General features: G+C 42.3%; 14 protein-coding genes. 4 read left to right on the top strand and 10 right to left on the bottom strand.

Going from position 1 to position 12,373, the window contains the following annotated elements; translation table 11 throughout:
* Positions 1 to 59: 59 nt before the first annotated feature.
* Together DWW86_RS13855 and DWW86_RS13850 are read right to left on the bottom strand one after the other, a co-directional pair.
* Positions 60 to 545 (bottom strand): Gx transporter family protein, encoded by a 486-nt coding sequence (locus tag DWW86_RS13855; RefSeq protein WP_117943720.1) that lies wholly within the window; start codon positions 543 to 545, stop codon positions 60 to 62.
* 86 nt (positions 546 to 631) lie between these two features.
* The gene (locus tag DWW86_RS13850) at positions 632 to 1,003 is read right to left on the bottom strand and encodes a NusG domain II-containing protein (protein ID WP_117943719.1); all 372 of its coding nucleotides are present in this window, start codon (positions 1,001 to 1,003) and stop codon (positions 632 to 634) included.
* A gap of 291 nt (positions 1,004 to 1,294) precedes the next feature.
* Here DWW86_RS13850 and secA point away from each other — a divergent pair, with 291 nt between their 5' ends.
* Both secA and DWW86_RS16985 read left to right on the top strand, forming a co-directional pair.
* Complete coding sequence (gene secA, locus DWW86_RS13845; protein ID WP_072522170.1) at positions 1,295 to 3,871, top strand: preprotein translocase subunit SecA; 2,577 nt, start codon at positions 1,295 to 1,297, stop codon at positions 3,869 to 3,871.
* Between the two features lie 136 nt (positions 3,872 to 4,007).
* Positions 4,008 to 4,268 carry a hypothetical protein gene (locus DWW86_RS16985; RefSeq protein WP_147338118.1) on the top strand — a complete coding sequence of 87 codons (261 nt, stop codon included), beginning with the start codon at positions 4,008 to 4,010 and terminating at the stop codon, positions 4,266 to 4,268.
* A 2-nt stretch (positions 4,269 to 4,270) separates the two neighbouring features.
* On the opposite strand, the gene DWW86_RS13840 is transcribed toward DWW86_RS16985, so the two are convergent.
* The 6 genes from DWW86_RS13840 to DWW86_RS13815 form a co-directional block, all read right to left on the bottom strand.
* Positions 4,271 to 4,810, bottom strand: coding sequence for a nitroreductase family protein (locus tag DWW86_RS13840; protein WP_072522169.1), 540 nt, complete (start codon positions 4,808 to 4,810; stop codon positions 4,271 to 4,273).
* Between the two features lie 181 nt (positions 4,811 to 4,991).
* A complete protein-coding gene (locus tag DWW86_RS13835) occupies positions 4,992 to 5,909 on the bottom strand; it encodes a calcium/sodium antiporter (protein WP_117943718.1) in 918 nt (305 codons plus the stop codon).
* 244 nt (positions 5,910 to 6,153) lie between these two features.
* Positions 6,154 to 7,065: a type IV pilin protein gene (locus tag DWW86_RS13830; protein WP_117943717.1), complete on the bottom strand. Its 912-nt coding sequence runs from the start codon at positions 7,063 to 7,065 to the stop codon at positions 6,154 to 6,156.
* A 119-nt stretch (positions 7,066 to 7,184) separates the two neighbouring features.
* Positions 7,185 to 7,601 carry a hypothetical protein gene (locus DWW86_RS13825; RefSeq protein WP_072522166.1) on the bottom strand — a complete coding sequence of 139 codons (417 nt, stop codon included), beginning with the start codon at positions 7,599 to 7,601 and terminating at the stop codon, positions 7,185 to 7,187.
* Positions 7,594 to 8,325: a LytR/AlgR family response regulator transcription factor gene (locus tag DWW86_RS13820; protein WP_117943716.1), complete on the bottom strand. Its 732-nt coding sequence runs from the start codon at positions 8,323 to 8,325 to the stop codon at positions 7,594 to 7,596. Before DWW86_RS13820 ends, DWW86_RS13825 begins: the two co-directional genes overlap by 8 nt.
* Before the next feature lie 110 nt (positions 8,326 to 8,435).
* Positions 8,436 to 9,263, bottom strand: a complete 828-nt coding sequence (locus DWW86_RS13815) for a helix-turn-helix domain-containing protein (RefSeq protein WP_117943715.1) — start codon at positions 9,261 to 9,263, stop codon at positions 8,436 to 8,438.
* Between the two features lie 135 nt (positions 9,264 to 9,398).
* Between DWW86_RS13815 and DWW86_RS13810 the strand changes: the two genes are divergently transcribed.
* Complete coding sequence (locus DWW86_RS13810; protein WP_181985363.1) at positions 9,399 to 10,094, top strand: transglutaminase-like domain-containing protein; 696 nt, start codon at positions 9,399 to 9,401, stop codon at positions 10,092 to 10,094.
* A 151-nt stretch (positions 10,095 to 10,245) separates the two neighbouring features.
* On the top strand, positions 10,246 to 11,094 hold the full coding sequence (gene dapF / locus DWW86_RS13805; RefSeq protein WP_117943713.1) for a diaminopimelate epimerase: 849 nt from the start codon (positions 10,246 to 10,248) through the stop codon (positions 11,092 to 11,094).
* Between the two features lie 83 nt (positions 11,095 to 11,177).
* On the opposite strand, the gene DWW86_RS13800 is transcribed toward dapF, so the two are convergent.
* Together DWW86_RS13800 and DWW86_RS16980 are read right to left on the bottom strand one after the other, a co-directional pair.
* Positions 11,178 to 11,993, bottom strand: a complete 816-nt coding sequence (locus DWW86_RS13800; protein ID WP_117943712.1) for a sensor histidine kinase — start codon at positions 11,991 to 11,993, stop codon at positions 11,178 to 11,180.
* On the bottom strand, positions 11,990 to 12,226 hold the full coding sequence (locus tag DWW86_RS16980) for a hypothetical protein (RefSeq protein WP_147338117.1): 237 nt from the start codon (positions 12,224 to 12,226) through the stop codon (positions 11,990 to 11,992). The genes DWW86_RS13800 and DWW86_RS16980 overlap by 4 nt, the downstream gene beginning before the upstream one ends.
* Positions 12,227 to 12,373: the final 147 nt, after the last annotated feature.

Below are 12,373 nucleotides of genomic sequence, written 5' to 3'. Positions count from 1 at the left end.
TCAAAAAGAAATGCAGAGTATTGATTGTGGATATCAGTACTCTGCATTTTTAGTATTGTTTAGAAGTGGATACGTTTCAGTACCTCGCTTGTCAGCGTTCCGATGAGAAGTCCGGTAATGACACCGGAGATCAAAAGTGCCGGTGCATAGTAGATCAGTCCGGAAGTCATCGTGATAAGACCTGCGATGATGAGCTGACCGATGTTGTGGGAAACACCTCCTGCAACACTGATGCCGAGGATGCTGAATCCGGATTTTTTTTTCATGAAAGTCATAACTGCGAGGCTGAGCGCAGCGCCCGCAAGGCTGTAGAGAATGCTGAACAGGTTTCCGAACATAAATCCGATCACGATGATACGGACGACAGAAACAAGCACAGCTTCTTTCCATGTATATTTCTCCAGTATAAAAAGAACTGCCAGATTGGCAAGTCCAAGCTTCATTCCCGGGATTCCTGCAAAAAAAGGAATCAATGATTCTACATAACCGAAAATGATAGCAACTGCGGCAAAAAGACCGAGATATGAAAGCTTTTTCTGATTCATATGTGACATCCTTTATTAGTAGACTGGCTGTAACTGACCGGCAGAACCACGATTATGATCTGGTGGTCGGTTACAGGTATTTATATTCAGACGACAGTGTCAAATTCAGGGGTATCTTCTTCAGCGGAGGAGTCTCCTTTTTCGCCTTCTATGACAACCTTATTTGGCAGGCAGACGATTGTACCGCCTGTACTGTCGACAGCTTTTTGTTTCATGCAGAGGTGATCCGGACAGTTGGCTTCCGTCATGTGGATTTCTCCACCTGTTATTTCACATACATTGGTATCGTTGATCTGGATCACCTGATCCTTTGCAAGGGAATAAGTACCGTATACTTCTCCGTTTACGGTGATACGTACGCTTCCATAGTGCCCGCGGCGGACGAAGTACATACCGCCCCAGAGGATCAGGGCAAACACAACGATGCCGATGATGAAAGTCAGTTCTTTTTTCTTCAAACAAAAATTCCTCAGCTTTCAGTTAAAATAGTGCTGTTATATAAGAAACAGCGTGTGATTCGATGATTATCATAGCATATTGAATGAGGGTTGACAAGGATAAGTTAGATGAAACGAACAGAGAGCGGAGATTTTATGCCGGGTAATGGGGTGGACACATTTTATTTAAGAAATATTCATTGTTTTATACGGTGGAAAGTGGTAAAATAGTAGGGATTTCTTAAATAGGGTAAATACGGATGATTTCGTATATAAAAGTGATCAGAATAAATATAGAAACAGGAGTTTGATATGAATTTATTTCAAAAAGTATTCGGAACACGAAGCGAGCATGAAGTAAAGCGTATTATGCCGCTTGTAGAGAAGACAGAATCTCTTCGTCCGGAGATGCAGAAATTAACAGATGAACAGCTGAGAGACAAGACCAGAGAGTTCAAGAAACGTCTGGGTGAGGGAGAGACACTGGATGATCTTCTTCCGGAAGCTTTCGCCGTAGTACGTGAAGGCGCGAAGCGAGTTCTTGGTATGGAGCATTACCGTGTACAGATCATTGGTGGTATTATCCTTCATCAGGGACGTATCGCCGAGATGAAGACAGGTGAAGGTAAGACACTCGTTTCCACACTTCCGGCATATCTGAATGCGTTGGAAGGTAAGGGCGTTCACATCGTAACCGTCAATGACTATCTGGCAAAACGAGATGCTGAGTGGATGGGTAAGGTTCATGAATTCCTTGGTCTGACCGTTGGTGTTGTACTCAACGACATGAAACCGGAGGAACGTCGTGAAGCATACGGATGTGATATTACTTATGTAACAAACAACGAACTGGGATTTGATTACCTTCGTGACAACATGGTTATCTATAAAGAACAGCTTGTACAGAGAGATCTGCACTACTGTATCATCGATGAGATCGACTCCGTCCTGATCGACGAGGCACGTACACCTCTGATCATTTCTGGACAGAGCGGTAAGTCCACAAAGCTCTATGAAGTGTGTGACATCCTTGCACAGCAGCTTGAGCGTGGTGAAGCGAGTCATGAAATGACAAAGATGGCTGCCATTATGGGTGAAGAAGTTGTCGAGACCGGTGATTTTGTTGTAAATGAGAAAGACAAGATTGTCAACCTTACCGAACAGGGTGTCAAGAAGGTTGAGAAATTCTTTAATATCGAAAACCTTGCAGATCCGGAAAACCTCGAGATCCAGCACAACATCACACTGGCGCTTCGTGCACACAACCTGATGCACAAAGATCAGGATTATGTTGTAAAAGATGATGAGATCCTGATTGTTGATGAATTTACCGGACGTATCATGCCGGGACGTCGTTATTCTGACGGACTTCATCAGGCAATCGAAGCCAAAGAGCATGTTAAGGTCAAGAGAGAGAGCAAGACTCTTGCAACCATTACATTCCAGAACTTCTTCAATAAATATGACAAGAAGGGCGGTATGACCGGTACAGCTCTTACTGAGGAAAAAGAGTTCCGTGATATCTACGGAATGGACGTTGTAGAGATTCCGACCAACAGACCTGTACAGCGTAAAGACCTCGAAGATGCCGTATACATGACAAAGAAAGAAAAATTCAATGCAGTTGTTGAGGCTGTTAAGGAAGCTCATGCGAAACAGCAGCCGGTTCTGGTCGGTACGATCACAATCGAGACTTCCGAGCTCCTCAGCAGAATGCTTCGCCGTGAGGGTATTCAGCACAATGTATTGAATGCGAAATTCCATGAGCTTGAGGCTGAGATCGTTGCACAGGCTGGTCAGGCTGGTGCTGTTACGATCGCAACCAACATGGCTGGCCGTGGTACTGATATCAAGCTGGACGATGTGGCAAGAGAAGCCGGTGGTCTGAAGATCATCGGTACAGAGCGTCATGAGTCCAGACGTATTGACAATCAGCTCCGTGGACGTTCCGGACGTCAGGGAGACCCGGGTGAATCCCGTTTCTACATCTCTCTGGAGGACGACCTTATGCGTCTGTTCGGTTCTGAGAGACTTATGAAGGTCTTCACTTCTCTGGGTGTTGCCGAGAATGAGCAGATCGAGCATAAAATGCTTTCCAATGCAATCCAGAAAGCACAGGAGAAGATCGAGTTCAACAACTTCGGTATCCGTAAAAATCTTCTGGATTATGACCAGGTTAACAATGACCAGCGTGAGATTATCTACAAAGAACGTCGTCAGGTCCTGGATGGAGAGAACATGCGTGATACCATCTACAAGATGATCACAGATATTGTAGACAGCACAGTAGATATGTGCTTCTCTGATGAGGTGGATTCTGTTGAATGGAATCTGGATGAGTTCAATCCTATGCTGACTTCAATCATCCCGATCGAGCCTCTTACGACCGAGAAGATTAAGGGTAAGAAAAAAGATGAGGTGAAACAGCAGCTGAAAGAAGAAGCGGTGAAGCTTTATGAGATGAAGGAAGCTGAATTCCCGGAAGCAGAGCAGCTTCGTGAGCTGGAACGAGTAGTTCTCCTGAAATCTATCGACAGCAAGTGGATGGATCATATTGACGATATGGAACTTCTTCGTCAGGGTATTGGTCTTGTCGGATATGGACAGAAAGATCCGGTTGTTGAGTACAAGACGAGAGCGTTCAAGATGTTCAATGATATGATCGGCTCTATTCAGGAGGATACGGTTCGTATGCTGTATCATGTTCATGTAGAGCAGAAGATCGAGCGTGAGCAGGTAGCGAAGGTTACAGGAACTAATAAGGACGATACTTCGGTTAAGAAACCGGTTCAGAGAAAAGAGGACAAGGTTTATCCGAATGATCCGTGTCCGTGCGGAAGCGGCAAGAAGTACAAACAGTGCTGTGGACGTAAACTGATGAAGGCATGATATAAATAACGTATTAAATAGAAACGCAGCTTGTGAGACAGGGACAGCCCCGTCAGACCAGCTGCGTTTCCTGTTCTTCCCGCGCATTTATTATCTGCCATTCGTGCAAACTCGCTTCGCTCAGACAGTGCACTCTGTGGCAGAAATTAGCGCAGTCAGAACAATGGAAGCCACGCTGAGTCTGTCGGGACTGTCCCTGTTCAAAGCTGCTGGTTATTTAGAGTTGTCAGTTATTTTCTTATGTAATGCCTCCATAGTTTACGCCGGTGGTGAACCGCGCGACGCGCCAGTCTGTCGGATGTGCAGCCAGAACAACGGAAGCCACGCTGAGTCTGTCGGATGTGCAGTCAGAACCATGGAAGCCACGCTGAGTCTGTATGTTGCGCAGGTGTTTTAATATTAGAAGAATTTCGTGATTTCGCCGAGGGATTTGCGTGGTTTGCGGGTCGGTTCTTCGGCGGCTTTGCCGACTGCGATAACGGCTGCGATGGTTTCTGTTTCAGGGATGGAGAGGATTTCGCGTAGTTTGTCAGCTTCGCGGAGCCCCATAATCAGGGTGGAAAGCCCGAGGTCGGTGGCTTTGAGAATCAGGTTTGCGTTCTGCAGTCCGAGATCGTAGCATCCCCATCCATTTCCGAGTTCGTTATCTGGTGTGCCGTCGGTCTGGAAGCCGGCGCGGTTATGTACAAAGGTGGTAACGATCAGCGCAGCATGTTCGGATTTTTCTGCATTTCTTGCACCCGGAAGACAATTCTCGCGGATTTTGTTAACGATCTCTTCGGATAAAACACAGTAATAACGACCGGTCTGGGAGTTTTTCCAGGATGGTGCCTCCTGTGCGGCGCGAATCAGTTCTTCCATCTGCTCTCTGGTGACAGATACATTCGGATCGTATTTACGAACCGATCTTCTTGTTTCAAGTACTTTCTGAAATTCCATGAAATTCAGGCCTCCTTATATAAGAATTTAAAGGGTAAAAACGGCATACAGAGCAAAATCTGTATGCCATAATTATGACATTTTATCTGAAAGATTGCAATTATGTGGTGGTAGTTTACAAAATTTGTTACTGTGAACGGTAACCAAAATTTCTGTTGTATGTGAGACTGAAACAAAAATATTATCTGATAAAAAGATATGCTGTATATCCGACATAAGCCAGTACACAGATTATACCTTCTATCCGGCTCATGGATTTTTTAGTAAAAGCAAAAATAAACAACAGAATTCCGCTGATGAGGAGAATTATACAGTCAATAAGAGATTCTGAGAGAATGTGGAGTGGCGAAATCACTGCTGATATACCGAGGATAAAAAGAATATTAAATATGTTTGAGCCAATTGCATTTCCCAGAGCAAGCGCACTGTCCCCTTTTCGTGTAGCAACGATGGAGGTTACAAGCTCTGGCAGCGATGTACCGATTGCAACAATTGTGAGGCCGATAAAATTTTGGCTAACACCGAAAGATACGGCAATTTGGCTTGCATTATTTACTACCAGATTACCTCCCAGAATGACAGCGGTAAGCCCGCCGATGATAAAAATAAGAGCTTTATAAAGAGGAATAGTTTGTTCCTCGGAACATTCATTTCTCTTTTTTAATGCGGTATGAATCATATTCAGAATATAAAAAATCATTCCGGCTAAAAGAAGAAATCCCTCGATTCTGCTGAGCTTTCCGTCTGCAATCATAATACAGAGAATAAGTGTGATCAGAATATTTACAGGCATATCCCGTTTTAAAATATCTTTGTTTGTTTTAAATGCGGAAATAAATGCACAAATACCTACAACAACAAGACCGTTAAAAATGTTTGAGCCGATAACATTGCTGACGGCAATATCATTGTTTCCGGCAAGGGCAGCGTTGATGCTGACAGAAGCTTCCGGGGCACTGGTTCCCATGGCAACAATTGTGAGACCGATGATGACACTGGGAATTTTGAGAAATCTGGCGAGCGAAGAACTTCCATCCACAAAGAAGTCAGCACCTTTAATTAGTAGTACAAAACCGATAATCAGTAACAGATATTCCATATGATCTCCTTTCCTGTGATAAAGGTATGGAATAAAAAAAGAGACCTTTACCACATCAAAAAATGATTGATAAAAGTCTCGTTGATTATAACAATAACCGGCCTTATGGCGTGATGACGATCATTGTTTCACCCTGGATGCAGGATGATAACTACTCCCTTTCACTAATACTATAGTAAGCAAAAGAAGATTATATGTCAAATATAATTTTTTATTTTGCAGTTCTGCGAGCTTCTTTTATTAATTATGATTTTGGGAGCGTGTCCTTATAATTCTGGTATTTACCTTCAGTAACCAGTTTTGCATATGCATCATATGCGTCTTTCAGAGTATCATATTTTGTACCATCATTGATAAGCTGCTGATGCTTGGAATCAGTAAGATGTTCTGCGATGGTCACATATTTGTAACCATTATTATTTCGAACAGCTGTTGTTGTTTCGGAAACATAAAATCTGCCATCAGCAGTACTCATTATAACGGGGATTTTTTGATTTGCCCCCACAGTAGCTGTATTTACGGAAGTCCAAAATAAATATCTCTTAGATTTATTAGAGGCGCTTCCCAGATATGCCCAGGTACCATTTTTTAATAAACTGTCTTCTTTAATATTAGAAAGCACGGAGGGAAGCATAGAGGAATTTGGACAACGAGAGTCAATTTCAAAATAGTAATTCTTGTCTGTAATTAATTGTTCAAGGACCCCACTTTTCCGTATTGGCTCATCCAGATCTTCGTTAATATCAAAGAAATATTTTTTTGTACTGTTTTCACTTCCACCTTTCCAGTTAAACAAAACACCGTTTTCAGTGAGAGAAACTTCACATACTCCTCCCTTAACCGGATCACCTATCCAGTGCTCGGTGTCCGCTTCACCGTTAGTATGAGAAATACCGCCAATTGATACTGTGTTCATAGACTGCCAGCCAGCTATTTTCTGTTTCAGTGGTACAACTTTTGTTGTAGTCTGATTTTCTGTTGCATCTTCTATCATCAGCTCATCATATGCCGAGCGGACATTTGCAAGATCAACAGATTCCCGGCTCCTTTCAATATATTTTGTATAAGCCGGGGCGAGCAGCCCGACAAGAACTGCAAGAATTGAAACAACAACTATAAGTTCTATAAGTGTAAATCCTTTGTTCCGGTTTTGCATTTATATTTACCTCAAAGCATAAAAAATCAATAGTAGGTTTTATAATAGCATTTATTTGCTAATACTGCAATCCGGAAGAAATGTAATAATTGTGAATTTATTTCAATAGCAGAAATATACTAGTTCCTGACCTCATCTACGATATTTTTAATAATATCATCTGCAGGTGTGGGCTGAGGCCGCCTGTTGTCAAATTCTGTAGTAAGAAGATGAAGTTTGTAATGTGCCTCTGGGTATTTTTTTTGTTGAAGAAGCGTCTGGAATGCTGTTATTTCTGCCGGAAGTTTTTCCTGATATTCTATAAATCCCTCAGGAAGATAATCGGTTGGAACAGGGGATTCACTTACACTATCCGGATCAGGGGATGTGGCGCGAGTTCGGAAGGTCTCTGAAAATGAGGAGAGACTGTTTAGAATTTTCTCGCAGTAGCGTTCGGCTTCCGGATATCGCTGCATGTCCATGAGATAAGTGATTCCAATCATATGAGTCAGAATGTCGTGGTTCCATTTGCGGATATTTTGTTTAAGATTATCCATAGAAATTCTCCTTTCCGTTGTGCATTGTAAGGCGGGCAAAAACATCCCGTACATGAGGATAGCGTGAACGGCTGACCGGGACGGAAACGCCGTTTCGCAGGGTGATGCAGGTATGATGGAGTGTCCTGACCTGGTAAAGATTTACAGCAAAACTTTTGTGACAGGAGCAGAACTGAGAGCCCATGCGGTTTAAAAGATCCTGTAACTTTTCACCGGATGAATAAACCTGTGTGGCGGTATGGATACAAGTCCTGCGGGCGAGATGCTCCAGATAGAGAATATCGTTCTGAGCAACCTGGTATTCTTTGTAGGATGACTGAAAATAAAGAAACTGGTCACTGCGGAACACATATTTTTCGTGAGCAGCAGTCAGGGCTTTGGGCAGGTATTCGAGGAGTTTTTTCTTGTTCACGAAATAGAGATGTGAAGTTTCGTAAACGTCAGAAGCAAATTCCAGATACTGGCTGACAAAAATAATCTGTGTATCACCATTCATCTTATTGATTCTTTTGGCAACGGTAATTCCGTTGACGGATTGACTGCCGAGATCGATGTCTGTAATTACAAGTGTATAAGGGCAGCCGTGATCAGTAAGTGTATTCAAAAATTCAGTACCTGATGAAAAAAATTTTACCTCGTAAGGTACTGTGATACATGACTGCAGAATCGATTGTATCATTTCGATGTAGACATAGTCGTCTTCGCAAACTGCAATTCTTATCATAATTTTTCTCCATGAATGTTCATGTTTTTTGAATAGCGTTTATTATATACTGGATATGGGCAGACTTCAAGTATATAGACGGGTAAATCGTTCGAGATATATCGACAGAATCAGACATGAGAAGGGGCATTTCCGAACTGTTTTTTATAAGAGCGTACAAATGTCGTGTAGTCGTTAAAACCGCTCATCTGCGCGGCTTTCATGACAGGAGTCCCTTCATTTATCAGAGAACGTGCAAGAAGGAGACGCTTGCTTGTAATGTAATTGTGAATGGTGTAGCCGGTCTCGTTTTTGAATTTTCGCATCATATGATATTTGCTGAAAAAAAACTTCTCAGAGAGTCGGTCAATCGAGAGATCTTCGGTCAGATTACGGTTGATATATTTCAGAAGCTGTTCAACTTGAGAATCAGAAGAATAAGATCTACGGTCAGGAACTGCACTGGTCTGCAAAAAAATTCGATTGACATAAACCATAAATTGCGTAAAAAGAGCATTGCTGAGTATTTCATCACCAAAGTCCTTATTTTTTATGGAATTTTCAAGTTCACGCAGAAGATCACGGAGATGTTCCTGAACAGCAGAATCAATACGGACAAGGTTAAAACTGTGGTCAGTTGCTTTCTGGAAACAGGTATTTAATTCCTGCATGGAAAGGTCGTCGCGAATCCAGAAAATGTAACGCTCATATGGAACGGACGGATCAATTTCCGGTTTGTGGATCGCGCCCTGACTGACCAGAAGGATATCCCGTGGTTTGAGATGGTAGGCTTTTCCCTCGATGTGATAGGTGACTTTTCCGGAAAGAAAGACGATGATCTTGTGAAAGTCATGATAATGATAAGAAAATTCCCGATCTGTGCGGTCATTAATGTGGAACAGACGGAATTCTTCTTTGAGATAGCCTGTTTTTTCTAGTGTGTACTGTGAATAATCCATGGAAAACCTCCCGGGAAAGAATAATGATGTTGTCGTGGAACTGTTTTTATAATTATAGGAAATTTCTTGTAAAAAGAAAAGTGATATTATATTATGAGATTTAGAAAATATTGTTTTTGGCAGGGAGAGATGGAAATGAAAGAGAGAAGAAAATTAAGCAGAAAGATACTGACGGTTTTGCTTGCAGTCGTATTGCTTGTGACAGGTATGGCAGTATCTGTTCCGGCGGCATCAAGGATTACAGTCCGGGGTGGAAAGGTTTATCAGAATAATAAACTGATTGTGAACAGAATTATTGGTTCAAAAGCTCGGGGGTATTATTATGTGGACAAGACCGGACGAAAAGTAAATACAAAAGAAATTCGCCAGGCTGTTGATTTTGTGATGAAAAATTCAAGGGCAGGTGACAGCAGCGCGAGACGTTTGAAAGACTGCTATAAGGCATTGCTGAAATATCCGTATTTCGGAATGACGAGCTGTGCTCCGACAGCAAAAAATCTGTCTACTTATGCGAGATATATGTTCAGTCGACGCCGCGGAGACTGCTATTATTATGCGGCTGCCATGGCATGTATTGCACGGGTTCTCGGATATGACAGCCGAGTGGCAGTGGGAGGCGTGACGGCCAGAGGCAAATATGCGTCACTTTCTTTACATGGCTGGTGTGAAGTGAAATACAGAAGAAGCTGGAGAATGATTGACTGCAGTATGCAGCGTGCACATATGGAAAGAAATCTGTACCTTGTTATAAGAAGACAGTATCCATTTCGTTTGCGATGTGACAGGGTCTATAATATGGTTGTCAGAAATGCCAGAGTAAGATGGTTCTGAAATTGAAAGTATGGATTGCTGATTTTTCATTTCAATGTGAGATGAGCGCATTTTTTGCAATATAATAAGCATTTTATTCTATATACATTGTAAAAACAAAACTATATACTGTAGAAAAAGGTGCGTATATTGTGAAAGAGAGGGTTTCGTCATGGAAAACAGTATTACAATGATTAAATATCAGGGACTTGGTAATGATTATCTGGTACTCGATCCAAATAAAAACCGTGTACAGCTTCAGGGAAAAAAGATTGCTCTCCTGTGTCAGAGAGGATTTGGACTTGGCGCAGACGGTGTGCTTTACGGACCGGTCGAGATCAATGGAAAAATGGGTGTCCATATCTATAATTCCGATGGAAGCGAAGCTGCGATCAGTGGCAACGGTGTCCGCATTTTTGCAAAATATCTGATTGATCATGAATATGTGAAAGAGCAGAAGTTCAGCATTGAAACGCTGTCCGGTCCGGTTGAGGTAGAATGCCTGAACAGCCGTGCGACAGAATTTCGTGTAAACATGGGCAAAGCGTCCTTTATTTCCAGAGAAATTCCGGTTACCGGCGAAGTCCGTGAAGTCATTAATGAAACCTTCACTTTCAATAAGAAAGATTACAGGGCAACCTGTCTGACTATCGGAAATCCGCACTGCATTATTTTTATGGATGAAGTCAGCCCTGAGATTGCAAAAGACCTCGGACCGTATGTGGAGAATGCGGATGAATTTCCTGAAAGAATGAATCTCCAGATCTGCAGACGGATCGACAGCGGAAATCTGGACATCGAAATCTGGGAAAGAGGTTCCGGATACACCAAAGCCTCCGGTACAGGAAGCTGCGCAGCAGCAATGGCGGCATACAGACTTGGCCTGACAGAGAGCCGCATCAATGTAAATCAGCCGGGCGGTATAATCCAGATCGATATCAAAGAAGACGATACCATCTATATGACCGGAAGTGTCGGCTATGTGGCTGATATGAGCGTGGCAGAGAGTTTTTTCTCATGACAATAATTCATAAATAAAAAGAATCTCCGGAATTTTAATCTGTGCGAAAAACAGATTGGGATTCCGGAGATTTTTGTTTTGTATCAGCAATAGCGAAGAAGAATGACCGATTCAAAAGTGTCTCCACAGTCGTTCCACTGCCAGCTTCCGTCATATTTGCGGCAGATATCTTCAATGATAGAAAGTCCTAATCCATGATAAACAGAATCTTTCTTGGTGGTACTGTGGTTGAATACTATCTGAGGATCTTTGGTATTTCTGACAAGGATCGAGAGAAAGCCTTTTGAAGTTGTCAGTGACAGGGACAGATTTTTTTTTAAATCCTCAGAGGAACGGCAGGCCTCAATCGCATTATCCAGTATATTAAACAGAACACTGCTCAGATCTGAAGGCTGAATCACTGATTTGTCAGGAAGAAAAATTTTGTAATCTACATGAATACCGGATTGTTCTGCAAGCATCCGCTTCGATTCCAGAATCGCGAGAATGAGGTTGTCTTCACAATAAGGATGAAAACGGTCACGCTGAAACGTGTCAAGCGTATCATGAATGAGTTTTTCGGCGTTTTCACAATCACCGGTGCGCAGAAGCGTTTGAACGGTCTGCAGAGTTTCGGTAAACTGCTTTTGTGTTTGGAGCAGGTTGTTTTCCTGCTGTCTTACTAACTGTAAGTGTTCGGCGTTTAAAGCCTGTTGTTTCTTTAGCAGGTTAAGTTCCGCTTCTGTTTTCTGACCGATAAAAATCTGCATCAGGAGCCGGTACAGATTGTAGCAGACGACAAGTGCGGACAGACATGTCAGTAAGAAAAAAAGATTCAGGTATTGTACGGTATAGTGTGACAGAAGATAAAATATCTGAAAAAGGATTAAAGAAATAATGAAAGTTATTTTTCTTCTCATAATACAGAATCCTCCTGATTGACGGGTGTGCAGGCAGAGGGCTGATCCTCAGGTTTCGAACTGTTAAGTAATATGGAAGAACAGTATCTTTCCGCTTCATCTGCTTTACGGGTGCGTGTGAGATACTCCAGAGAAAGCAGATGATTTTCTATATCGTGATTCCACTTCCGTATTTTGACATATTCCTGTTTCATTTCTTCCGACACTTCCATCTGCTGTTTCAGCAACTCCATTTTGTGAAGATTCCGGTTGAAAGCAATTTGCTCTTTTTTGAATAAATGAAGCCCATGTATAAACAACGGGAAAGTTATACAGCAGCAAATAATATACAGAAGAACGGGGATAAAACTCTGCTGGAATTTGTAATACTGCGTAAATTC

The sequence above is a fragment of the Ruminococcus sp. AF17-22AC genome (genome assembly GCF_003460065.1).
GTDB lineage: Bacteria > Bacillota > Clostridia > Lachnospirales > Lachnospiraceae > Blautia_A.
This window is presented reverse-complemented; position numbering and strand designations above follow the sequence as displayed.

Bases quoted from the DNA above. Each gene is read 5' to 3' on its own strand.
- DWW86_RS13855 (WP_117943720.1), bottom strand. From the start codon at position 545: ATGAATCAGAAAAAGCTTTCATATCTCGGTCTTTTTGCCGCAGTTGCT.
- secA (WP_072522170.1), top strand. From the start codon at position 1,295: ATGAATTTATTTCAAAAAGTATTCGGAACACGAAGCGAGCATGAAGTA.
- DWW86_RS13840 (WP_072522169.1), bottom strand. From the start codon at position 4,810: ATGGAATTTCAGAAAGTACTTGAAACAAGAAGATCGGTTCGTAAATAC.
- DWW86_RS13835 (WP_117943718.1), bottom strand. From the start codon at position 5,909: ATGGAATATCTGTTACTGATTATCGGTTTTGTACTACTAATTAAAGGT.
- DWW86_RS13830 (WP_117943717.1), bottom strand. From the start codon at position 7,065: ATGCAAAACCGGAACAAAGGATTTACACTTATAGAACTTATAGTTGTT.
- DWW86_RS13825 (WP_072522166.1), bottom strand. From the start codon at position 7,601: ATGGATAATCTTAAACAAAATATCCGCAAATGGAACCACGACATTCTG.
- DWW86_RS13820 (WP_117943716.1), bottom strand. From the start codon at position 8,325: ATGATAAGAATTGCAGTTTGCGAAGACGACTATGTCTACATCGAAATG.
- DWW86_RS13815 (WP_117943715.1), bottom strand. From the start codon at position 9,263: ATGGATTATTCACAGTACACACTAGAAAAAACAGGCTATCTCAAAGAA.
- DWW86_RS13810 (WP_181985363.1), top strand. From the start codon at position 9,399: ATGAAAGAGAGAAGAAAATTAAGCAGAAAGATACTGACGGTTTTGCTT.
- dapF (WP_117943713.1), top strand. From the start codon at position 10,246: ATGGAAAACAGTATTACAATGATTAAATATCAGGGACTTGGTAATGAT.
- DWW86_RS13800 (WP_117943712.1), bottom strand. From the start codon at position 11,993: ATGAGAAGAAAAATAACTTTCATTATTTCTTTAATCCTTTTTCAGATA.
- DWW86_RS16980 (WP_147338117.1), bottom strand. From the start codon at position 12,226: ATGGAGTTGCTGAAACAGCAGATGGAAGTGTCGGAAGAAATGAAACAG.